This is a genomic window from Arthrobacter sp. JSM 101049 (assembly GCF_041679245.1).
Lineage (GTDB): Bacteria > Actinomycetota > Actinomycetes > Actinomycetales > Micrococcaceae > Arthrobacter_H.
This window is the reverse complement of record NZ_JBGFFC010000010.1, coordinates 23,918-43,562: the sequence shown is the minus strand read 5'-3', so window position 1 is coordinate 43,562 and position 19,645 is coordinate 23,918. Positions and strand designations below refer to the sequence as shown.

Annotated in this window: 22 protein-coding genes; 17 read left to right on the top strand and 5 right to left on the bottom strand. The window is 68.9% G+C overall.

What is annotated here, in order from left to right:
- The first annotated feature begins 5 nt into the window (after positions 1-5).
- Positions 6-947 (top strand): diaminopimelate epimerase, encoded by a 942-nt coding sequence (gene dapF, locus AB8M85_RS16675; protein WP_372699963.1) that lies wholly within the window; start codon positions 6-8, stop codon positions 945-947.
- On the opposite strand, the gene AB8M85_RS16670 is transcribed toward dapF, so the two are convergent.
- Positions 944-1,588, bottom strand: a complete 645-nt coding sequence (locus AB8M85_RS16670; RefSeq protein WP_372699962.1) for a class I SAM-dependent methyltransferase — start codon at positions 1,586-1,588, stop codon at positions 944-946. The two genes, dapF and AB8M85_RS16670, sit on opposite strands and share 4 nt — an antisense overlap.
- Before the next feature lie 186 nt (positions 1,589-1,774).
- Here AB8M85_RS16670 and hflX point away from each other — a divergent pair, with 186 nt between their 5' ends.
- Positions 1,775-3,343 carry a GTPase HflX gene (gene hflX / locus AB8M85_RS16665; RefSeq protein ID WP_372699961.1) on the top strand — a complete coding sequence of 523 codons (1,569 nt, stop codon included), beginning with the start codon at positions 1,775-1,777 and terminating at the stop codon, positions 3,341-3,343.
- A complete protein-coding gene (locus AB8M85_RS16660; protein WP_372699960.1) occupies positions 3,336-5,354 on the top strand; it encodes an ATP-dependent DNA helicase in 2,019 nt (672 codons plus the stop codon). Before hflX ends, AB8M85_RS16660 begins: the two co-directional genes overlap by 8 nt.
- 61 nt (positions 5,355-5,415) lie before the next feature.
- Here AB8M85_RS16660 and lexA read toward each other — a convergent pair whose 3' ends face one another.
- Entirely contained in the window at positions 5,416-6,165 is a 750-nt protein-coding gene (gene lexA / locus AB8M85_RS16655) for a transcriptional repressor LexA (protein WP_372699959.1), read from the bottom strand.
- Positions 6,166-6,428: 263 nt separating this feature from the next.
- Between lexA and AB8M85_RS16650 the strand changes: the two genes are divergently transcribed.
- From AB8M85_RS16650 to AB8M85_RS16620, 7 genes are all read left to right on the top strand, one after another.
- Complete coding sequence (locus tag AB8M85_RS16650; RefSeq protein WP_372699958.1) at positions 6,429-6,839, top strand: LysM peptidoglycan-binding domain-containing protein; 411 nt, start codon at positions 6,429-6,431, stop codon at positions 6,837-6,839.
- A gap of 67 nt (positions 6,840-6,906) precedes the next feature.
- Positions 6,907-8,037, top strand: a complete 1,131-nt coding sequence (locus tag AB8M85_RS16645; protein ID WP_372699957.1) for a histidinol-phosphate transaminase — start codon at positions 6,907-6,909, stop codon at positions 8,035-8,037.
- Positions 8,038-8,093: 56 nt separating this feature from the next.
- Positions 8,094-8,714 carry an imidazoleglycerol-phosphate dehydratase HisB gene (gene hisB / locus AB8M85_RS16640; RefSeq protein WP_372699956.1) on the top strand — a complete coding sequence of 207 codons (621 nt, stop codon included), beginning with the start codon at positions 8,094-8,096 and terminating at the stop codon, positions 8,712-8,714.
- Positions 8,715-9,353 carry an imidazole glycerol phosphate synthase subunit HisH gene (gene hisH, locus AB8M85_RS16635; RefSeq protein WP_372699955.1) on the top strand — a complete coding sequence of 213 codons (639 nt, stop codon included), beginning with the start codon at positions 8,715-8,717 and terminating at the stop codon, positions 9,351-9,353.
- Positions 9,353-9,505 (top strand): hypothetical protein, encoded by a 153-nt coding sequence (locus tag AB8M85_RS16630; protein WP_372699954.1) that lies wholly within the window; start codon positions 9,353-9,355, stop codon positions 9,503-9,505. Before hisH ends, AB8M85_RS16630 begins: the two co-directional genes overlap by 1 nt.
- 67 nt (positions 9,506-9,572) lie before the next feature.
- Positions 9,573-10,310 (top strand): bifunctional 1-(5-phosphoribosyl)-5-((5-phosphoribosylamino)methylideneamino)imidazole-4-carboxamide isomerase/phosphoribosylanthranilate isomerase PriA, encoded by a 738-nt coding sequence (priA, locus tag AB8M85_RS16625; protein WP_372699953.1) that lies wholly within the window; start codon positions 9,573-9,575, stop codon positions 10,308-10,310.
- A 3-nt stretch (positions 10,311-10,313) separates the two neighbouring features.
- Positions 10,314-11,237: an SseB family protein gene (locus tag AB8M85_RS16620; RefSeq protein WP_372699952.1), complete on the top strand. Its 924-nt coding sequence runs from the start codon at positions 10,314-10,316 to the stop codon at positions 11,235-11,237.
- A gap of 114 nt (positions 11,238-11,351) precedes the next feature.
- Here the strand turns inward: AB8M85_RS16620 and AB8M85_RS16615 are convergent, their stop codons facing one another.
- Positions 11,352-11,720, bottom strand: coding sequence for a DUF1844 domain-containing protein (locus tag AB8M85_RS16615; protein WP_372699951.1), 369 nt, complete (start codon positions 11,718-11,720; stop codon positions 11,352-11,354).
- A 317-nt stretch (positions 11,721-12,037) separates the two neighbouring features.
- Between AB8M85_RS16615 and infC the strand changes: the two genes are divergently transcribed.
- From infC to AB8M85_RS16580, 7 genes are all read left to right on the top strand, one after another.
- Positions 12,038-13,018 (top strand): translation initiation factor IF-3, encoded by a 981-nt coding sequence (gene infC, locus AB8M85_RS16610; RefSeq protein ID WP_372699950.1) that lies wholly within the window; start codon positions 12,038-12,040, stop codon positions 13,016-13,018.
- A 116-nt stretch (positions 13,019-13,134) separates the two neighbouring features.
- Complete coding sequence (gene rpmI / locus AB8M85_RS16605) at positions 13,135-13,329, top strand: 50S ribosomal protein L35 (protein WP_372699949.1); 195 nt, start codon at positions 13,135-13,137, stop codon at positions 13,327-13,329.
- A 104-nt stretch (positions 13,330-13,433) separates the two neighbouring features.
- Positions 13,434-14,090, top strand: coding sequence for a 50S ribosomal protein L20 (gene rplT / locus AB8M85_RS16600; RefSeq protein WP_372699948.1), 657 nt, complete (start codon positions 13,434-13,436; stop codon positions 14,088-14,090).
- Positions 14,091-14,239: 149 nt separating this feature from the next.
- Positions 14,240-15,178 (top strand): TrmH family RNA methyltransferase, encoded by a 939-nt coding sequence (locus tag AB8M85_RS16595; protein WP_372699947.1) that lies wholly within the window; start codon positions 14,240-14,242, stop codon positions 15,176-15,178.
- Between the two features lie 56 nt (positions 15,179-15,234).
- The gene (locus AB8M85_RS16590; RefSeq protein WP_372699946.1) at positions 15,235-16,197 is read left to right on the top strand and encodes a cation diffusion facilitator family transporter; all 963 of its coding nucleotides are present in this window, start codon (positions 15,235-15,237) and stop codon (positions 16,195-16,197) included.
- Positions 16,194-16,658 (top strand): (deoxy)nucleoside triphosphate pyrophosphohydrolase, encoded by a 465-nt coding sequence (locus AB8M85_RS16585; protein ID WP_372699945.1) that lies wholly within the window; start codon positions 16,194-16,196, stop codon positions 16,656-16,658. The genes AB8M85_RS16590 and AB8M85_RS16585 overlap by 4 nt, the downstream gene beginning before the upstream one ends.
- Positions 16,655-17,275 (top strand): pyroglutamyl-peptidase I, encoded by a 621-nt coding sequence (locus AB8M85_RS16580; RefSeq protein WP_372699944.1) that lies wholly within the window; start codon positions 16,655-16,657, stop codon positions 17,273-17,275. The genes AB8M85_RS16585 and AB8M85_RS16580 overlap by 4 nt, the downstream gene beginning before the upstream one ends.
- Here the strand turns inward: AB8M85_RS16580 and AB8M85_RS16575 are convergent.
- Both AB8M85_RS16575 and AB8M85_RS16570 read right to left on the bottom strand, forming a co-directional pair.
- Positions 17,247-17,711: a hypothetical protein gene (locus AB8M85_RS16575; RefSeq protein WP_372699943.1), complete on the bottom strand. Its 465-nt coding sequence runs from the start codon at positions 17,709-17,711 to the stop codon at positions 17,247-17,249. The genes AB8M85_RS16580 and AB8M85_RS16575 overlap by 29 nt on opposite strands.
- A complete protein-coding gene (locus AB8M85_RS16570) occupies positions 17,698-19,620 on the bottom strand; it encodes a penicillin-binding transpeptidase domain-containing protein (RefSeq protein WP_372699942.1) in 1,923 nt (640 codons plus the stop codon). The genes AB8M85_RS16575 and AB8M85_RS16570 overlap by 14 nt, the downstream gene beginning before the upstream one ends.
- Positions 19,621-19,645 lie beyond the last annotated feature (25 nt).

Below are 19,645 nucleotides of genomic sequence, written 5' to 3'. Positions count from 1 at the left end.
GGACCATGAGCATCAAGGTCCCCGAACAGCACGCCGAACGACTCCGGGAACTCTCCGGTTTGGCCTTCACCAAGGGGCACGGGACAGGAAACGACTTCATCCTTGTCGCGGACCCGGCGAACGCGCAGGACATCCTCCCCGAGCAGGTCGCCGCGTTGTGCGACCGCCACCTGGGGCTCGGGGCCGATGGCCTCATCCGCGCCGTCCGCTCCGAAACGCTGGCCGAAGGCCGCGCAGTGTTGGCGGAGAACGGCGACGCCGAATGGTTCATGGACTACCGCAACGGCGACGGGTCGGTCTCCGAGATGTGCGGCAACGGGGTGCGGGTCTTCGTGCACTTCCTGGTCGCACGCGGACTCGTGGCCCTGGACGACGGCGAAGCGCTCGCCATCGGAACCCGCGCCGGGGTGAAGATCATCACCCGCTCGGCTGCGGGCTACGCCGTGGACATGGGCCCGTGGGAATTCATCTTCCCGCATCAGGCCGACGAGCGGGCCCTCGACTCGGTCGTCGACGCCGGGATGGAAGTGCCCCGTCCGGGCCTGAGCGTGAGCATGGGCAATCCGCATACCGTCGTGGCCGTTTCCGAGGCCGTCGAGCTCGACGAGCTCGACCTGCACCGGGCGCCGGTGGTGGATCCCGTCCCCGAACACGGAACGAATGTGGAGTTCGTGCTGCCGGCCGATCCCCTGGTCACCGATGGGGTCGGAGCGATCCGCATGCGCGTCCACGAGCGGGGTGTCGGGGAGACCCAGTCATGCGGTACGGGTGCCTGCGCAGCCGTGGTGGCCACCCGGCACTGGGCCGGTGGCGTCGCGGCCGAACGGTGGGACGTCCGCGTGCCCGGCGGCACCGTATCCGTGGGATTCACCATCGCAGCGGATGGGCGCGAACATGTGGTCCTCGACGGTCCGGCGGTGTTGGTGGCCGAAGGCGTCGTCGCCTAGCCCGCCACCACCGGCTCGTCACGCGCTGCCTCGACGGCACGGTCCACGCGCAGGATGCGGAACGACTTGGCCGTCGAATGCCGCGAGACGGCAAGCCCCTCCGGCAGTTCGCGCGCCAGCCACGACTGCAGGGAGTCCGAGCCGAGGTTCTTCTGCACCACCAGCCACGCCGTTCCCCCCGGAGCCAGGCGGGGCAGCCAGTGGAGCAGTATCTCGTGCAGGACGTCCTTGCCCACGCGGATCGGGGGATTGGACCAGATGGTCTGGAAGCGGGCTGCTTCCGGAACGGCTTCGGGTGCGGAGGCCACGACGTTTCCCAGTTCCAGCGCGGAGGCATTTTCCCGGGTGAGCTCCACGCTGCGCTGGTTCACGTCGACCGCGTGGACCGTCGCCGCGGGGGACGCCAGGGCCATCGTCAGGGCCAGCGGGCCCCAGCCGCACCCGATATCCAACAGATCGCCTTCGGCCGCAGGCGCCGGAACGCCGTCGAGCAGCACTGCGGTGCCCTTGTCGATGCCATCCGGGCTGAAGATGCCGCCGGCGGTGCTGAGGGTCCGTTCCGTCCCGCCGAGGACCACCCGGACGCGCTTGCGGGTGAATGGCGTTGACGGCTGTGCGCTGAAGTAGTGGTCCGAACCCATGTGTGGAAGATTAACGGGCCCGGGGCGCCAAGGCGAATTGACGCGATCAGGGTACGCGTCCCGGAGTGATAGAGTTCTCCCAATCACTCACGACTTTCCGCCGCGCGGGCATTCGGCCGCTGGAGGAAATCCTCGACGTGTCGGGGGAGCCGACTAGAATTGGTGGCAGCACCATCAAAGGGGAACATGACCACTCACAACGAGCCCAATCCAGACGACCGCGACCTGCCCGAGGACGAGATCCAGTCCGTCATCGAACGCATCCTGGCGTCCGACGATGCCGCCGGCCGCGCCACGGGCCGGACGGCAGGGGCCGGCCAGTCCGCACTAGGCGGACGCGCGTTGGCACTCGGCCGCGATGCCGAGGAGCACTCGAGCGCCGACGGGGAGCAACGCGACCTGGCAGAGCGCAATGCACTGCGCCGGGTTGCCGGGCTGTCCACCGAGCTCGAAGACGTCACCGAGGTCGAATACCGGCAACTACGCCTGGAACGCGTGGTCCTGGCCGGGATCTGGACCGAGGGAACCGCCCAGGAAGCCGAGAACTCCCTGCGCGAGCTCGCCGCGTTGGCCGAGACCGCAGGATCCGAGGTCCTCGACGGCCTCGTCCAGCGCCGCCTCAAACCAGACCCGGGAACATTCCTCGGGTCGGGCAAGGCCCTGGAGCTGCGCGACATCGTGGCCAGCACCGGTGCCGACACCGTGGTCATCGACTCCGAGCTCGCGCCGTCCCAGCGCCGCGCCCTCGAGGACATCGTGCGGGTGAAGGTCATCGACCGTACCGCGCTGATCCTTGACATCTTCGCCCAGCATGCCCAGAGCCGGGAGGGCAAGGCCCAGGTCGAGCTCGCCCAACTCGAGTACCTGCTGCCGCGCTTGCGTGGCTGGGGCGAATCGATGTCACGCCAGGCCGGCGGACGGGTCGGCACCGCCGGCGGCGGCATCGGATCACGCGGTCCCGGCGAGACCAAGATCGAACTGGACCGCCGACGCATCCGCGACCGCATGGCCAAGCTCCGCCGCGAGATCAAGGGCATGAAACCGGCCCGCGAGGCCAAACGCTCCAACCGCAAACGCAACGCCGTACCCGCAGTTGCCATTGCCGGATACACGAACGCCGGGAAGTCCTCCCTGCTGAACCGGCTCACCGACGCCGGCGCCCTCGTCGAGAACGCGCTGTTCGCCACACTGGACCCCACCGTCCGCCGGACGGAAACCGACGACGGCCTGGGATACACGCTCGCCGACACGGTGGGCTTCGTCCGCGCGCTGCCGACTCAGCTGGTGGAGGCGTTCCGGTCCACGCTCGAGGAGATCGCCGACGCGGACCTCATCCTCCACGTGGTCGACGCATCGCATCCGGACCCGGAGGGTCAGATCCACGCCGTCCGACAGGTCCTCACGGAAGTCGAGGCCCAGGACATTCCGGAGATCATCGTCTTGAACAAGGCCGATATCGCCGATCCCTTCGTGGTCGAACGCCTGCGCCAGCGCGAACCCAACCACGTCGTGGTCTCCGCCCGGACGGGCGGCGGCATCCCGGAACTGCTGGACAAGATCAGCGCGTCCATCCCGCGGCCCGACGTCAGCATGGATTTGCTGATCCCCTACGACCGGGGCGACCTCGTGAACCGCCTACATGGCACGGATGCGGAAATCCTCGCCACCGAACACACCACGGAGGGAACCCACATGTCCGTCAAGGTACGCGGCGGCCTCGCCGCGGAACTGGAGCAGTTCGTCGTCCATGGCTGAGGTAGAGGACGTCGTCGCCCTCCTGGACCGAGCCGTCGAGGGCATGGGCGGGCAGAGCCGGCCAGGCCAGCATGAAATGACCAAACAGGTCGTGGAGTCCCTCGACAGCGGACGCCACTTGCTGGTGCAAGCCGGTACGGGAACCGGCAAGTCCCTGGCGTACCTGGTCCCGGCCATCGCCCATGCGCTCGAGTCGGATAAGCCGGTGGTGGTCTCCACGGCGACGCTGGCTCTGCAGGCACAGATCGTCGGACGCGACGTGCCCCGGCTGCTGGAGAACCTCGACGACGAGCTGCTCCGCCGCCTCGATGTGGCCCTGGCCAAGGGCCGATCCAACTACGTGTGCAAGTACAAGCTCGGGGGAGGTTACCCCGACGACGACGAAGGCGCCCTGTTCGCGCTCGACGACCAGGGTTCCGCCCGCCCGCTGACAACCGGCGGAGGTCCGACCTCGGCTCTGGGCCAGGAAGTCGTGCGGGTGCGCGAGTGGGCCGAGGAAACCGAGAGCGGAGACCGCGACGACCTGGTCCCGGGCGTCAGCGAACGCGCATGGCGACAGGTCTCGGTCACCGCCATGGACTGCCTCGGTGCCCAGAAGTGCCCGATGGCCGAGGAATGCTTCAGCGAATTGGCGCGGAAGAAGGCCGGTGAGGCAGACATCGTGATCACCAACCATGCAATGCTTGCCGTGTCCGCATTCGAGGGGCTGGCGGTGCTCCCGGAATTCGACACGGTGATCATCGACGAGGCCCACGAACTCCAGGACCGGGTCACCAGCTCGGTCACCCGGCCCCTGTCGGCGGCCATGGTCACCGCCGCCGCAACGGCCACCCGGCGCAACTGCAAGGGAGTCGCCGTCGAGGCCCTGAGCCAGGCGGGCAAGTCCCTGGCAGCTGCCCTCGAGGGCGTTGCGACCGGGTTGCTCCCCAAGGGGCTGAACGAGGGCCAGCGGGCCGCTGTGGCCGCGGTACGCGAGGCCGCCCGGGTTGCCCTCTCCGATTCCAAACCCGCAAATGGCGATACGGCAGACGGCGGACGGCAGATGGCCCGGTCGCAGTTGATGTACCTGGTGGAACAGTGCGACCGGCTCGATGGACCGTCCGATGAACGCGAGGTGGTGTGGATATCACGCCAGGGGAGCTTCACCCCGGGCGCCGGATACACCGCGGCGGACGACACGGCCCCGGCAACCATCAATGTCGCACCACTGTCGGTTGCCGGCAAGCTGCGCGAGGGGTTGTTCGATGGGCGCACCGTCATCCTGACCTCGGCCACCCTGGCCATCGGCGCCGCCTTCGAGCCGGTGGCCGGATCACTGGGCCTGCTGGGGGAGGGCGCCCCCGCGTGGACCGGCGTCGACGTTGGCAGCCCCTTCGACTACGCGCGGCAAGGCATGCTCTACGTTGCCCGGCATCTGCCCAAGCCATCCCGCAGCCTCGCTCCGGAGGCATTGGATGAGTTGGCGGACCTGATCGATGCATCCGGCGGCGGAGTGCTGGCACTCTTCTCCTCGCGGCGCGCCGCCGAGGAGGCCACCGAAGCCCTCCGGCCGCGTGTGGCCCCCGATATCCTCTGCCAGGGCGAATCGAGCATGTCCTCGCTGGTCCAGCAGTTCGCCGACGAGCGCGATACGTGCCTCTTCGGCACCATGACCCTGTGGCAAGGCGTCGACGTTCCCGGTGACTCGTGCCGGCTGGTCGTCATCGACCGGATCCCCTTTCCCCGGCCGGACGATCCGTTGTCCACCGCCCGCAGCCGGGACGTCGCCCGGCACGGAGGCAACGGCTTCATGGCCGTCTCCGCCTCCCATGCCGCAGTCCGGCTGGCCCAGGGCGCGGGTCGACTGATCCGCTCCACGGCCGACCGCGGCGTGGTCGCCGTGCTGGACTCCCGCCTGGCCACCGAGCGCTACGGGAACTTCCTGCGCGCCTCGCTTCCTCCGATGTGGGCTACGACGGACAAGGACGTCGTCCTCGGTTCGCTGCGCCGCCTGGCCGCCGGAAGCGCATGAAAAGGCAGGGTCCTCCGTCGGCTGACGGAGGACCCTGCGGACATGCCGGGATGGAGTGCAGCTAGATCGAGCGCATCACCGAAACGACCTTGCCCATGACTGTGGCATGGTCGCCGAGGATCGGTTCGTACTGGCGGTTCTGGGGTAGGAGCCAGGTATGCCCGTCACGCTGGCGGAAGGTCTTGACCGTGGCTTCGTCGTCCAGGAGCGCCGCCACGATATCGCCGTTCTCGGCATGCTGTTGGCGGCGCACGACCACCCAGTCCCCATCGCAAATCGCAGCCTCGACCATCGAATCGCCGCTGACCTTGAGCATGAACAACTCACCATGGCCAACCAGCTGGCGGGGAAGCGACATGACGTCCTCCACGGACTGGTCCGCAAGGATCGGCCCACCGGCGGCGATTCTGCCGACCAGCGGAACCCTCGCGACATCCGCGGATTCGTCGGTCCCGATAATCGACAGGGAGGGGCGGGGCTGGCCTGAGAGACTCTCCGGCACCTCCGCCGGTCCCGCCTCGGGGCCGGCCGCACCCGCGATGGTGTCGTCGCCGCGCTGCTGTGCCTGCAGGACCTCCATGGCGCGCGGGCGGCGCGGGTCGCGCCGGATATAGCCGAGCTTTTCCAGTTGTGACAACTGGTGGGTCACGCTGGACAGGCTCGCCAACCCGACCGTGTCACCGATTTCGCGCATCGACGGAGGATACCCCTTGTCGGAGACGGCGCGCTGGATCGTGTCGAGGATTTGCTGTTGCCGATCCGTCAGTTTCTTGGGCGCCTTCTTGGGGGCCGGATTCTCCGCTGGGCTCATGGTCCATCCCGTCCTGGTCGATCGCCGGCGTACCGGAAGTTGTGCGCAATATGTCGGATGCGGCTGGTGGACTCTCGTCGTGCGGCCGATGGTTCCACTCTATGCGACCCACTCGGTTCGTTCAAAGGTTTATTCGAACGTGTCTCGACATTCTTCGTACATAGATGCTAAAAATGATGAAAACATTCGAAGATGCATTCGAAGAAGGGCTGATGGCCCGTAAGCAGGTTCCCGCTACGGCGGGCCGACAGGAAGGCAAGACCATGGCGCAAATCGCAATCGCAGCCCCGGTGTTCGTCGGAGCGGGCCGCACCGGTGTCCCGTCGGCATCCAAGCGGGCACGAGGCCCGGAGGCGTCCCCCGCACCCCTCCAGCTGACCCGTCGCGGCCGCTTTATCCTGATCGGACTGCCGCTGATGCTCGCTGCCACGGCTGCCATCGTCCTGGCGGGCATCTTCACTGCACCGGTCATGGCGTCGGGAGCTGCGGAAACCAGGCCCGTCGAGGCGACTACGGTTTCCGTCATGGACGGGGACACCATCTGGGAGCTCGCCGCCGAGTTCGCCCCGGAGCGTGACCGCCAGCAGGTCGTGGCCGAAATCACCGAAATGAACGACCTGCGCGGCTCCGTGCTCGTTCCCGGACAGGAGATCTTCGTCCCCACCGGTGATTGAGGCCGGAATATGACCCCAGAGCTGCCCGTGATTCCCGGCATGGGCCATGGGCCAATAGAATGGTGCGGTGAGTAATCAGCTGGAAAAACTGGCCAAGCTGCCGCTGCGGGACAACCTGCGTGGCATCGAACCCTACGGCGCGCCCCAACTCGATGTCGCCGTCCTGCTGAACGTCAACGAAAACACCCATCCCCTCCCGGAAGCCGTCCGCCAGGCCATCGCCGACGACGTTGCGGACGCGGCAACCGGCTTGAACCGCTATCCGGATCGGGAATTCACCGAACTGCGCGAGCGTCTCGCCGCGTATCTCGGCCACGGTCTGAGGCCGGAAAACCTCTGGGCCGCGAACGGCTCCAACGAGGTGCTGCAACAGATCCTGCAGGCCTTCGGCGGCCCCGGACGCACCGTGATGAGCTTCCCGCCGACCTACTCGATGTACCCCCTGTTGGCCAGCGGCACCGACACCACCTACATCGCCGGTGAACGAAGCGAGGACTTCCAGCTCACCGCGGCCTCCGCCGCCCGGCAGGTCACCTCCGCGGCCCCGAACATCGTCATCCTGTGCTCCCCGAACAACCCCACCGGGACCGCATTGGGCCTCGACGTGGTCGAAGCCGTGTACGAGGCCGGACGGGCCAGCAACTCCATCGTCATCGTCGATGAGGCCTACGCCGAATTCGCCCTGGCCGGCACCGAATCGGCACTCACCCTGATCCCCGGCCGGGAACGCCTGATCGTCACGCGGACCATGAGCAAGGCCTTCGCCTTGGCGGGCGCCCGACTCGGCTACCTCGCCGCCGCCCCGGAGATCGCCGACGCGCTTCGGCTGGTCCGGCTGCCCTACCACCTCTCGGCGGTCACCCAGGCCACCGCGAACGCGGCCCTCAAGCACGTGGACGCGCTGCTGGCCACTGTCGAGGACATCAAGGGCCAGCGCGACCGGATCGTCGCCGAGCTGAAGCGGCTGGGCCTGACGCCGGCCGTCAGCGACTCAAATTTCGTCTTCTTCGGCGGCCTCGAGCACTCGGGCCACGTCTGGCAGGGTTTGCTGGACGCCGGTGTGCTGGTCCGCGACGTCGGAATCCCCGGGCACTTGCGTGTTACCGCAGGCACCGAAGCCGAGACCACGGCCTTCCTCGAAGCGCTTGAAGCGCTCGTGGGTGGCACCGCCCGTCCTGCCCCCGGGCTGGAAGGCTAGACTTAACCCCCGGGTGGTCCGAGTGCTGCCCGTTCCCCCACACCAAAGGATTGTCTGTGTCTGCAGAACTGCCCAGCGGCCGCCGTGCCCGGTTGGAGCGCACCACGAGCGAGTCCACCGTCGTCGTCGAACTCGACCTCGACGGAACGGGCGTCGCGAACATCAGCACCAGTGTCCCGTTCTACGACCACATGCTGACGGCACTGGCGAAGCATTCACTCATCGACCTCACCGTCCAGGCGACGGGGGACACCCACATCGACGTGCACCACACCGTTGAGGACGTGGCCATCACCCTGGGGGAGGTGCTGCGCACGGCCCTGGGCAACAAGGCGGGAATCCGCCGGTTCGGCCAAGCCACGATCCCGCTGGACGAGGCACTGGCACACGCCGTCGTCGACATCTCGGGACGGCCCTACCTGGTCCACGGCGGGGAACCGGCCGGGCAGGAGTACCACCTCATCGGAGGCCACTTCACCGGATCGCTGACGCGGCATGTCTTCGAGGCGCTGACGCTCCACGCGCAGATCTGCCTGCACATGCGCGTCCTGGGCGGCCGCGACCCGCACCACATCGTGGAAGCCCAGTTCAAGGCGTTTGCCCGGGCGCTCCGGGAAGCCATCGAACCCGACGTCCGCACCGGCGGTGCGATCCCCTCGACGAAGGGGGCCCTGTAGATGCCGGGCCCACGCATCACCGTGCTGGACTACGGGTCGGGAAACATCCGATCCGCCGTCCGCGCCCTTGAACACGTCGGTGCGGAGGTCACCCTCAGCCGCGCGGCGGAGGACATCCGCGAAGCCGACGGCCTCGTGGTCCCCGGGGTGGGTGCCTTCGCCAGTGTCATGCAGGCTCTGAACGACGTGGGGGCGGGGCCCCTCATCGGCCGTCGCATCGCCGGCGGAAGGCCCGTTCTGGGCATCTGCGTGGGCCACCAGGTGTTCTTCGACGAGGGTGTGGAACATGGCATCCGCACCGCTGGATTCGGCGAATGGCCGGGGACCGTGGAATTGCTCAAGGCTCCGGTGGTGCCCCACATGGGGTGGAACACCGTCGAGGCGGCCCCCGGTTCCCGCCTCTTCGCCGGCATCGAGGACGAGCGTTTCTACTTCGTGCATTCCTACGCGGTGCAGACGTGGGATTTCCCCGTCGCCCAGCCGCGCATGACGCCCCCTGCCGTCACCTGGTCCGAACACGGAAGCCGCTTCATCGCCGCCGTGGAGAACGGGCCGCTCTCGGCGGTCCAGTTCCACCCGGAGAAATCCGGCGACGCCGGGGCACAGCTTCTGGCCAACTGGCTGGGGACGCTGGCCTGATGTGGAGCATCGTCCTCATGGCCCTGGGCGGCATCCTGGCCGGCGGGGCTCTGTCGCTGCGCCAGCAGAAGGCCCACATCTCCTGGATCATCACCGCCTGGGTCCTGGCGGGCATGGCATTGCTCGCCGCCTACGTCCTGACCCTGAAGTAGACGACCGGGCCGGCGCAGCGCCACGCGAGCCCGACCCGACCACCCCCGACGACCGGAGACCACCACAGTGACCACGACCAGCATCCTCGAACTCCTGCCCGCAGTGGACATCGCCGACGGCCAGGCAGTCCGCCTCGTCCAAGGCGAGGCCGGCAGTGAAACCGGCTACGGCGACCCCCTCGACGCCGCCTTGGCGTGGCAGCAGGACGGTGCCGAATGGGTGCACCTCGTGGACCTCGACGCCGCGTTCGGCCGGGGGAACAACACCGAGGCCGTCTCCAGGATCTCCCGGGAGCTGGGGATCAAGATCGAGCTGTCCGGGGGAATCCGCGACGACGAGTCCCTTGAGCGCGCCCTCGCGTTCGGTGCGGCGCGCGTGAATCTGGGAACCGCCGCGCTGGAGGACCCGGAATGGACGGCACGGGCGATCGCCCGCCACGGTGAGAAGATCGCCGTGGGGCTGGACGTGCGGGGCACCAGGTTGGCCGGCCGCGGCTGGACCAGCGAAGGCGGGGACTTGTGGGAGGTCCTGGCCCGCCTCGAAGACGCCGGATGCGCCCGCTACGTCGTCACCGATGTGACCAAGGACGGCACCCTCCGCGGGCCCAATGTCGGGCTGCTGCGGGAGATGTGCACCCGCACCAGCCGTCCGGTCATCGCCTCCGGTGGCATCTCCAGCTTGGAGGACCTGCGGCAGTTGCGCGCCCTGGTGCCCGAGGGCGTCGAGGGGGCCATCGTGGGCAAGGCGCTGTACTCGGGGCAGTTCACGCTGCCCCAGGCCCTCGACGTCGCAGGCCGGAAGTAGCCCATGTCCGAGGCGGATGCCACCGGACCCGATGCGGGCTCTGCCCCCGATGCCCCCGCCCGGCCGATCGGACGGCACCTGCCCGGGCATATCGAGGCCGCATTGCGCCGCTCCGGCCAGCCCACGGACTCTGCTGGCCAGCCGTGGGCGGGGCGCGACCTCGCCGGCGGGGGCAATCCGCTGCACAACTTCGACCAGGACGACGGCGAGCCGGACTCCGGGTACGTCGCCGCCATCGCGGCCCTGAAATCGGGAACCGGCGACGAGGTGGACGTCCATCGTGCCCTGGCTAGCGCCCGGCTTTTCGTCCCGGTCGTGGCCACGCTGGCCGACGGCGGCATCGGGGAACACGGCTTCGCAGAGGACAAGGAAGCCGACATGGCCCTGGTGAGCATCAAGGCCCCCGACGGACGCCCCGCATTGCCGGTCTTCAGCAGCGTGGACCGCCTGCAGGCCTGGCATCCGGACGCACGACCGGTCGCCGTCTTCGGACCTCGTGCGGCCCTGTCGGCCGTTGCGGAGAAGGCCCAGCTGCTCGTCATCGATCCCGGGGCCGAAACCACCTTCGTCGTGCGTCGTCCCGGCATGTGGGCCCTGGCTCAACAACGGGAATGGACGCCCAGCTATGCGGACGAGTCGCTTCTGCCGGTCCTGCAGGCAGCCGCAGATGCGGACCCGGTGATCACCGGCCTGGCCGCCGCCCCCGGCCCCGGGGTCGCCTCCCGCACCGGCGACGGAGCGGTCATCCCCGGCGGGGGACCGGGGCCCGAACTGCGCCTCAACGTCTCCCTGCGCCCCGGTCTGTCCCAGGACCAGCTGGCGGCCGCCCTCCAGCGGCTCCAACGCGTGCTGGGTGCCGACGTGGAATTCGCCGCCCGAGTCGACTCGCTCGAACTCGGACTGCAGGGGCCCGCGGCGCAGGCCTGATCCACCGGTCCCGGCAGCCGAGCCGATACCGCCGGCCACGGCACCATCGGCCCTGACATGGAAAAGGGAGGCCACCGCGGCTTCCGCGATGGCCTCCCGGGCGTGCAGGAGGGGTCAGTTCACCGGACCGGTGAACTTCTCGCCCGGTCCCTGCCCTGGGGCATCCTGGATGGTCGAGGCCTCGCGGAAGGCAAGCTGCAGCGACCGCAGTCCGTCGCGCAGCGGGCCGGCATGCTGGGATCCGACCTCGGGGGCGGCAGCCGTGATCAGTCCGGCGAGGGCGGTGATCAGCTTGCGCGCCTCGTCGAGGTCCTTCAGCTCCTCGGCGTCCTCGCCCTCGGCAAGACCGCATTTGACCGCCGCGGCGCTCATCAGGTGAACGGCGGCAGTCGTGATGACCTCGACGGCGGCTACCTCCGCGATGTCGCGGACATGGTTGGTATCGCCGAAGGAGGCGTCCGGATTGGTTTCAGGGGTACTCATGCTGCTAAGCTTTTCACAGACCGACTGGTTTTGCTTAGTCCGTGTGTCCGGCCCGAAACGGCAGGATGGTTGACGAAGATCGAACCAGTACGCAAGTGGAGGCCTACTCCCACCCGCAGTAACCGCGCAAGGTTGCCGGGTCACTTCGGTACGGAACGCGAGTTCCGCGGCGTGCGAGAGCATCCGCACCGATTCTCAGGCCTCCAACTGCCCGGCAGCTGGAGGCCTTCTCCATGTCGCCGGTGGTTCTCGACGACGAACAGCAGGAGTGACACATCAGCGATCCACGCATTAATGATCGAATCCGCGTCCCAGAGGTGCGGCTGGTTGGACCCAATGGCGAACAGGTGGGCATCGTCCGCATCGAAGACGCATTGCGTCTGGCCGCGGAGTCCGACCTTGATCTGGTTGAGGTGGCGCCGACGGCAAAGCCTCCCGTGTGCAAGTTGATGGACTTCGGCAAGTACAAGTACGAAGCCGCCGTCAAGGCGCGCGAGGCCCGCAAGAACCAGACGAACACGGTTCTGAAGGAAGTCCGTTTCCGGCTCAAGATCGACAAGCACGACTACGAGACGAAGACGGGCCATGCCCTGCGTTTCCTGGGCGCCGGCGACAAGGTCAAGGCCATGATCCAGTTCCGCGGGCGCGAGCAGCAGCGCCCCGAGATGGGTATCCGCCTGCTCAACAAATTCGCCGAGGACGTTGCATCCGTGGGGGTTGTGGAATCGAGCCCCCGCATTGATGGCCGCAACATGGTCATGGTCGTCGGACCGCTGAAGAACAAGGCCGAGGCCAAGGCCGAAGCCCGTCGCCAGGCGCAGCGGGAGAACGACAAGGCCAAGGCATCGGCCGTGAAAGAAGGCCGCGTCGACACGTCGGGCGATCAGCCTGCCATGACGCAGTCCATGGGTGACAACCTCCCGGACGAATTCAAGGCGCGTTTGGCCAAGGTCGAGGCGGACAACGCCGAGCAGGCGAAGGCCGATGAGGCAGCCGCAGCCGCAGAGGCCAAGGCAGCGGCAGAGGCCAAGGCAAAGGCCGCGGCAGAGCCCAAGGCGGCAACGCCGAAGGCAAGCGCGGAGGAGCCCACGGCGGCGACGCCGAAGGCCGAGTCCAAGCCCGCGGCGAAACCCGCGGCTGCAGCCAAGCCGGCTGCTGCTGAGAAGCCTGCAGCAGCGCCGAAGCCCGCCGCGGCTCCGAAACCGGCCGCCAAGCCGGCGCCGAAGCCGACGGCTACCCCCAAGCCTGCTCCGAAGCCGGCACCACGCAACACCGCGAAGCCGCGCCCGGGCAAGTAGCCCGGTGTGGTCCGTCCCCCGGGGCGACGCAGATGACCCACGGGTTTCCAGTCCTGGAAGCCCTCAAGATCCCCGGTCCGACAGGGCAACGGGAGCACGTAAGGAGAACGGCGGACATGCCGAAGTTCAAGACCCACAGTGGAGCCAAGAAGCGCTTCAAGCTCACCGGTAGCGGCAAGCTCAAGCGCCAGCAGGCCAATCGCCGCCACTACCTGGAGCACAAGCCCTCCAGCCTCAAGCGCCAGCTCAAGGGTGACCTGATCGTGGCCAAAGCGGACACCAAGACCATCAAGCGGATGCTGGGCCTCTAGGCAGACGCACCGGGAGCCTGGTGTTCCCAACCAACCACGGAGTTCCCCCGGAGCGGCCGCCGCATGGCAGGCCTACCGAGGGCTAGATATTAAGGAGTACACACGTGGCACGTGTGAAGCGGGCAGTCAACGCCCACAAGAAGCGTCGGGTCGTCCTCGAGCGGGCCAAGGGCTACCGCGGTCAGCGTTCGCGCCTGTACCGCAAGGCCAAGGAGCAGCTGCTCCACTCGTTCGTCTACAGCTACGGCGACCGCCGCAAGCGCAAGGGTGACTTCCGTCGCCTGTGGATCCAGCGCATCAACGCTGCATCCCGCGCCAACGGCCTGACCTACAACCGCCTCATCCAGGGCCTGAAGGCCGCCGAGGTCGAGGTCGACCGCCGCATGCTCGCCGAGCTCGCCGTCTCCGACGCCAACGCCTTCGGCGCACTCGTCCAGGTCGCCAAGGCAGCCCTGCCGGCCGACGTCAACGCCCCCGCAGCCAAGTCGGCCCCGAAGGCCGCCGCTCCGGCCGCAGCCCCCAAGGCAGCTGCTGCCCCACAGGCCGCCAACGATGGCGAAGGCGTCGTGAAGGCCGTTGACGGCCAGGATGCCCCCGAGGGATACGTCATCAAGGGCAACCAGTCCAAGAAGTACCACGTCCCGGGTTCGACCTGGTACGAGCAGACCCAGCCGGAGTTCTGGTTCAACTCCGTCGAGGCCGCCAAGGCCGCAGGCTTCGAGCCGGCCGGTGGCGAGTCCCGCCAGCAGTTCTCCAAGTAGGCAGGACGGCATCGGCGGGCCATGGGCCCGCCGGTCCCAGGGGACGGAATCCCGAGTGGATTCCGTCCCCTGCGCTGTTTAACGAGCCGCGGCATACCGGCAAGCTCCTGCCGGCCGACCCGCCGCCCGATCCCGATAAGGTATTCCACATGGATGCAGCCGAGCCGGACATGACCAACCCACGCGCCGACCGGGTCAAGGATGTTGCCCGGCTGGCCACGCGCCCGGGCCGCACCAAACGGATGGCGTTCCTGGCCGAGGGGCCACTAGCGGTCCGCGAGGCGCTCGCCAGCCACGACGAGGCCGCCTCCGCGGGCCGACGCGGGATCGTCCAGGAGGTCTTCGCGACCCCCGAGATGCTCGAGCGCCACCCGGAACTGGGCGTCCTGCGGGACGGGGTGCGGCTGCGCACCGCCAGTGCCCAGGTGGTGGCGGCCATGGCCGACACCGTTACCCCACAGGGTGTCGTCGCGGTGTGCCGCATCCCCGAAACGACCCTGGACGACGTCTTCTCGAAAGGTCCCCGCCTGGTGGCCGTGCTGTGCCGCATCCAGGATCCCGGCAACGCCGGGACCATCCTGCGCGCTGCCGACGCCGCCGGAGCCGACGCCGTCGTGCTCATCGAAGGCAGCGTCGACATCTACAACCCCAAGGCGGTCCGGTCGACCGTCGGATCGGTCTTCCACCTGCCCATCGCCACCGCGGTGCCCTTCGGGGAGCTGGTGGAGGCGGCAGCGCGCGCCGAAGTGCAACTGCTCGCTGCCGACGGCTACGGTGCCGTGGATCTCGATGCGCTGCAGGATGCCAGCGCCGGCCGTCGCCTCGCGGCCGGTGACACCGCCGTCGTGCAGGATGCACCCCGGCTGGAGGATGCCACCGCCTGGCTCTTCGGCAACGAGGCGCAGGGGTTGGCCGAGTCCGAACTGGCCGCCGCGGGACACCGGGTCGCGGTGCCGCTCTACGGGGTCGCCGAGTCGCTGAACGTCGGCACGGCGGCGACGGTCTGCCTCTACGCCTCCGCGCGGGCCCAACGCCGTGCAGGCCAGCTGCCGACGACAGCGGGGGATGGCAGGCCCGCCGGCGCGTAGTAGCGTGTCGAATGGACCATCCCGACGGCGCACGGCGCCACGAGAGAGGCGGAAACATGGCAGCATCCGGTGGAAGCAAGGCGGTCATCGCGGCCCTGACGGCCAACCTGACCATTGCACTCTTCAAATTCGTGGCCTGGCTGCTCACGCAGTCCTCGTCGATGCTGGCCGAGGCGATCCACTCGGTCGCCGACTCAGGGAACCAGGTGCTTTTGCTCGTTGGGGGCAGGCGGGCCAAGCGCCAGGCCAGCCCCGAACACCCCTTCGGGTTCGGCCGGGAACGCTACATCTACGCGTTCATCGTCTCCATCATCCTGTTCAGCGTCGGCGGTCTGTTCGCCCTCTTCGAGGCCTACGAGAAGTTCAAGGACCCCCATGGCCTCGAGGGACCCTGGTGGTGGGTGCCGCTGGCGGTCCTGGTCGGGGCGTTGATCGCCGAGGGGCTTTCCTTCCGCACGGCCGTCCGCGAATCGAACCACGTCCGCGGCACGTCCGGCTGGGTCGAGTTCATCCGCCGCGCCAAGTCCCCCGAATTGCCGGTCATCCTGCTCGAGGACTTCGGCGCGCTGCTCGGCCTGTTCTTCGCCCTGCTCGGCGTCGGGTTGACCCTGTTGACCGGCAATGGGCTCTTCGACGCCGCGGGAACGGCGATGATCGGGCTGCTGCTGGTCTGCATCGCCGTCATCCTGGCCATCGAGACCAAGTCCCTGCTACTGGGCGAGTCGGCGTCCCGCGAGAACATCGCCAAGATCGAACAGGCGATCACCTCGGACGGCACCCCGATCATCCACCTCAAGACCCTTCACCTGGGCCCTGACGAGATCCTGGTGGCAGCAAAGATCGGCATCGCCGGAGGGGCCACCGGCGAGCACATCGCCCACGCAATCGACGCCGCCGAAATCCGCATCCGCGACGCGGTGCCCACCGCGACGATGATCTACCTCGAGCCCGACATCAAGCGTCCCGCCGGCGGCGACGCCCGGACCGGTGCCGCCGCGGAGGGGGACGGGGGACGATGAACGCGCTGAAGCAGATCGTGGGCGCCGCCCTGGTCGATTCGCTGGAATCGCCGAGCCGGCTGCTGGCCGCCCGGCGATCGGGTCCCCCGGCGCTGGCCGGGCAGTGGGAATTCCCCGGCGGAAAGGTCGAACCCGGCGAGTCCTGCCAGGATGGGCTGCTGCGCGAGGTGCGGGAGGAGCTGGGCGTCGACGTCGAGCTGGGCGCGGAGGTCCGCGGTCCAATGGACCAGGGCTGGAAGCTCGCCGGGCCCGCCGCCATGCGCGTGTGGCTGGCCGTCATCACCGACGGGGTCCCCGAACCCCTCGAGGACCACGACGAGCTGCGGTGGGTGGACCTGGCGGCGGATGCCGTTACGGACCTGCCGTGGATCCCGGCCGACCTGCCGATCCTCGAGGCGCTCCTGGCCGAGCATGCCGGTGGGGAGCCGGCACCGGCACGACCGGCCGGCACCCGGCCATGATCCTGCTGACCGGATTCGAGCCCTTCGGCGGGGACCGCGCCAATCCGTCCATCGGGGCGGCGCGGCGGGCTGCCGAACTGCTCAACGACACCGGTCAGCCGGCGACCGCCGTCGAACTGCCCTGTGTCTTCGCCGACGCCCCGGCGGCGCTGCGCTACGCCATGGACGCCTACCGGCCGGACCTGGTCGTCTGCACCGGGTTGAATGCGGCGGCCGACGGCGTCCGGCTCGAGCGGGCCGCCCTGAATCTGGTCGATGCACGCATCCCCGACAACGCCGGGGCACAGCCGGTCGACGTGCCCGTGGTGCCGGGAGGACCGGCCGCGTATTTCACCACGCTGCCGGTCAAGCGGGCCCTGGCGGCCCTGCGGGACGCGGGCGTGCCCGTCCAGGTCTCCCACAGCGCCGGGACCTATGTGTGCAACCAGGTCTTCTATGCGCTGATGCACGCACTGGCCGATGACGCGGGCGGCACCCGCGGCGGGTTCGTCCACGTCCCCCCGACCGGCGCGGACGGCGCCGACCCCGAACTCCTGGCCCGGGCACTGGTCCTGGTCGCCCGCGAGGCCCTCGACCATGCCACGGACATCAGCCTCGCGGCCGGGACCCTGGCCTGAAGCGGGCGAGGACCGGCCGAAGTGGACGGGGCGGTCGTTCGCGGTACCCGCCATCAGCCAGTCCGGCCCGTCGTTCGAAGACGTTGCGCGAGGCCGGGTCGCCGGTCCGGAGCCACGAGTAGCCCGCGGCGAGGGCATACAACGGCAGGAACGGCAGGCCCAGGCACAGCGCGTACTGCGTGCAGTGGCGTGCCTCGTGGTCGACGAGGCCCGGGCGGCGGGAGGCGTCGGCTTCGCCCCGGAACAGGACCACGTTGCCCACCGTGAAGGCCGCCGCCACCGGGAGCCGCGGGCGGTAGCCCAAGGCGAAATGCAGGCCGCGGCCGCCGTCGACGACCCGGCATCCGGAGGCGCGGGCGAGGAGCAGCCCGCAGGGAGTCGCGAGGTTCAGCCAGTTCGCGACCGCCCGCCAGCGCGCGCCGTCAATCGTTGCCACCTGACTTCTGCACCCCGGTCAGGAAATCGGCCACGAGGGGTCCGGCTGTCTGGGCCCCGCCCTGGCCCTCGGCGACGAACGCGGCGACAGCCAGGTCTCCCTGGAAGGCGATGACCCATGCGTGGGCGTTGTGGTCGGCGTCGTATTCCGCCGTGCCCGACTTGCCGTAGACCGTGGGGCCGGGGACGCGCTGCAGGTCCGCCAGGGTGCCGTGCGTGACGGTGCCGGCCATCATCTTCTTCAGCTCCGACGCCTCGTCGGAGGTGAGCTTCTTCTCCGGTTTCTCCGCCGCATCCGGCTTCGGGCTGGCGATCAGGTGCGGCGAGACGGTCTGCCCGGCGGCCACCGACGCGGCCACGGTGGCCATGCCCAACGGGGAGGCCTGGACCACTCCCTGTCCGATGCCGTTGGCGGCGAGGGTGGTTCCGGTCGAATCATCCGGGATCGAGCCCAGGAACGCCGCGCTGCCGGTGGCCGGGGTGGGGGAGAGGCCGAGCGAGGCGCCTGCGGAGGTCAGCTGCCCGGCCTTCATCCCGGAGGCTCCCTGGACGAAGACGGTATTGCACGATTGGGCGATGGCCTCCGAGAGCGGGATGGTCCCCAGCTTGGCGCTCGGGTACCCGTCGTAGTTCTTGAACTCCTTGCCGTCCACGGTGGTGGTTGCCGGGCAGTCGACCTTGCTTGCCGGCGTCGTGCCCTCGCGCAGCATGGCCAGCGCGGTGATGACCTTGAACGTGGAGCCCGGGGCGTATTTGCCGAGCATTGCCGTGTTCAGGCCGTCGCCGGCCGGGCCGGATGCCGCAGCGAGGATCGCGCCGTCGGAGGGCCGGATCGCCACCAGTGCCGAGGTCGGATCGACCTCGGCCAGGAGCTTCTCCGCCAGTTCCTGCCGGGCCGGGTCCAACGTGGTGACCAGGTTCTTGCCGTCGACCGGGTCGCGGTGGATCAGCTGGCGGACCTGTTCGTTGGACGAGTCGTAGACATCCACCGAGTATCCGGTCGTTCCGGCGAGCAGGTCGTTGTAGGTCTTCTGCAGGCCCGAGAGCCCCACGACGTCCCCGGCCTTGGTCTTGCCCTCGGACTTCTTGATGACCTCCGCGGTCGCCTGGCCGACGCTGCCCAGGATCGGGCGTGCAAAGGTCCGGGTGGGGGCGAGGGGCTCGGCATCGGGAATGGCCCGGCCGCCCGGGATGGCCGTGATCTTGGCGTCGGTGGCGGTGCGGTCCGCGTTGTCGCGCAGGGTGATCGCCTCGACGAAGGCCTTGTCGCCGGCGCCGACGACGCGGTCCGCGTAGGCGGCGGCGTCGATGTGGACCAGCTTGGCCAGCTTCTTCGCGGCACTGGCCGCCTGGCCGTCCTCCAGGCGCGTCTTGTCGATGCCGACGTGGACCACGGGCCGGTCCTTGACCAGGACCTGCTTGTCGGCGCCGCGGATCTGTCCCCGGTCGGCCTTGCGGGTCGTCAGCGCGACGTACTGGCCCTCCTCCAGCCCGGGCAGGGCGATCGACGGATCGTACTGGACCTCCCAGGACTTCGCCTCGGCGTCGTAGCGGAGCGTGGCCGTGGTGGTGTATTGCCACTCGGTGCCCGCCTCGTCCATGGCCCAGTCCGTCCTGAAGGTCGCGGTGGCCGTGGGGGTGTCCTGGTCCTCGGCGGACTGCACCGATTCGACGGTGGTGCTGTGCTTCAGGTCCCCCAACGGGGCGAACGCCTTCGACACCTCGGCGGAGGCGGTGCCGGGATCCGTGCCGTCCAGCGGCACCGAGGAGAAATCGTGGCTGTCCAGGGCCCGGGCCAGTGCCTGGGCGGTGGGCTCGGGGTTTGGAACCTGGGGGGAACACGCCGATAGGCTGGCCAGGGCGAGTGTGGACAGGACGGTCGTCAGGGTCAGGCGCCGGGCTACATGCATGATCGCCATTATTGCCGGGGCGTGG

Bases quoted from the DNA above. Each gene is read 5' to 3' on its own strand.
- hisH (WP_372699955.1), top strand. From the start codon at position 8,715: ATGCCGGGCCCACGCATCACCGTGCTGGACTACGGGTCGGGAAACATC.
- AB8M85_RS16585 (WP_372699945.1), top strand. From the start codon at position 16,194: ATGAACGCGCTGAAGCAGATCGTGGGCGCCGCCCTGGTCGATTCGCTG.
- dapF (WP_372699963.1), top strand. From the start codon at position 6: ATGAGCATCAAGGTCCCCGAACAGCACGCCGAACGACTCCGGGAACTC.
- AB8M85_RS16670 (WP_372699962.1), bottom strand. From the start codon at position 1,588: ATGGGTTCGGACCACTACTTCAGCGCACAGCCGTCAACGCCATTCACC.
- AB8M85_RS16580 (WP_372699944.1), top strand. From the start codon at position 16,655: ATGATCCTGCTGACCGGATTCGAGCCCTTCGGCGGGGACCGCGCCAAT.
- lexA (WP_372699959.1), bottom strand. From the start codon at position 6,165: ATGAGCCCAGCGGAGAATCCGGCCCCCAAGAAGGCGCCCAAGAAACTG.
- AB8M85_RS16590 (WP_372699946.1), top strand. From the start codon at position 15,235: ATGGCAGCATCCGGTGGAAGCAAGGCGGTCATCGCGGCCCTGACGGCC.
- AB8M85_RS16615 (WP_372699951.1), bottom strand. From the start codon at position 11,720: ATGAGTACCCCTGAAACCAATCCGGACGCCTCCTTCGGCGATACCAAC.
- AB8M85_RS16660 (WP_372699960.1), top strand. From the start codon at position 3,336: ATGGCTGAGGTAGAGGACGTCGTCGCCCTCCTGGACCGAGCCGTCGAG.
- AB8M85_RS16570 (WP_372699942.1), bottom strand. From the start codon at position 19,620: ATGCATGTAGCCCGGCGCCTGACCCTGACGACCGTCCTGTCCACACTC.
- rpmI (WP_372699949.1), top strand. From the start codon at position 13,135: ATGCCGAAGTTCAAGACCCACAGTGGAGCCAAGAAGCGCTTCAAGCTC.
- AB8M85_RS16650 (WP_372699958.1), top strand. From the start codon at position 6,429: ATGGCGCAAATCGCAATCGCAGCCCCGGTGTTCGTCGGAGCGGGCCGC.
- AB8M85_RS16595 (WP_372699947.1), top strand. From the start codon at position 14,240: ATGGATGCAGCCGAGCCGGACATGACCAACCCACGCGCCGACCGGGTC.
- AB8M85_RS16630 (WP_372699954.1), top strand. From the start codon at position 9,353: ATGTGGAGCATCGTCCTCATGGCCCTGGGCGGCATCCTGGCCGGCGGG.
- AB8M85_RS16620 (WP_372699952.1), top strand. From the start codon at position 10,314: ATGTCCGAGGCGGATGCCACCGGACCCGATGCGGGCTCTGCCCCCGAT.
- hflX (WP_372699961.1), top strand. From the start codon at position 1,775: ATGACCACTCACAACGAGCCCAATCCAGACGACCGCGACCTGCCCGAG.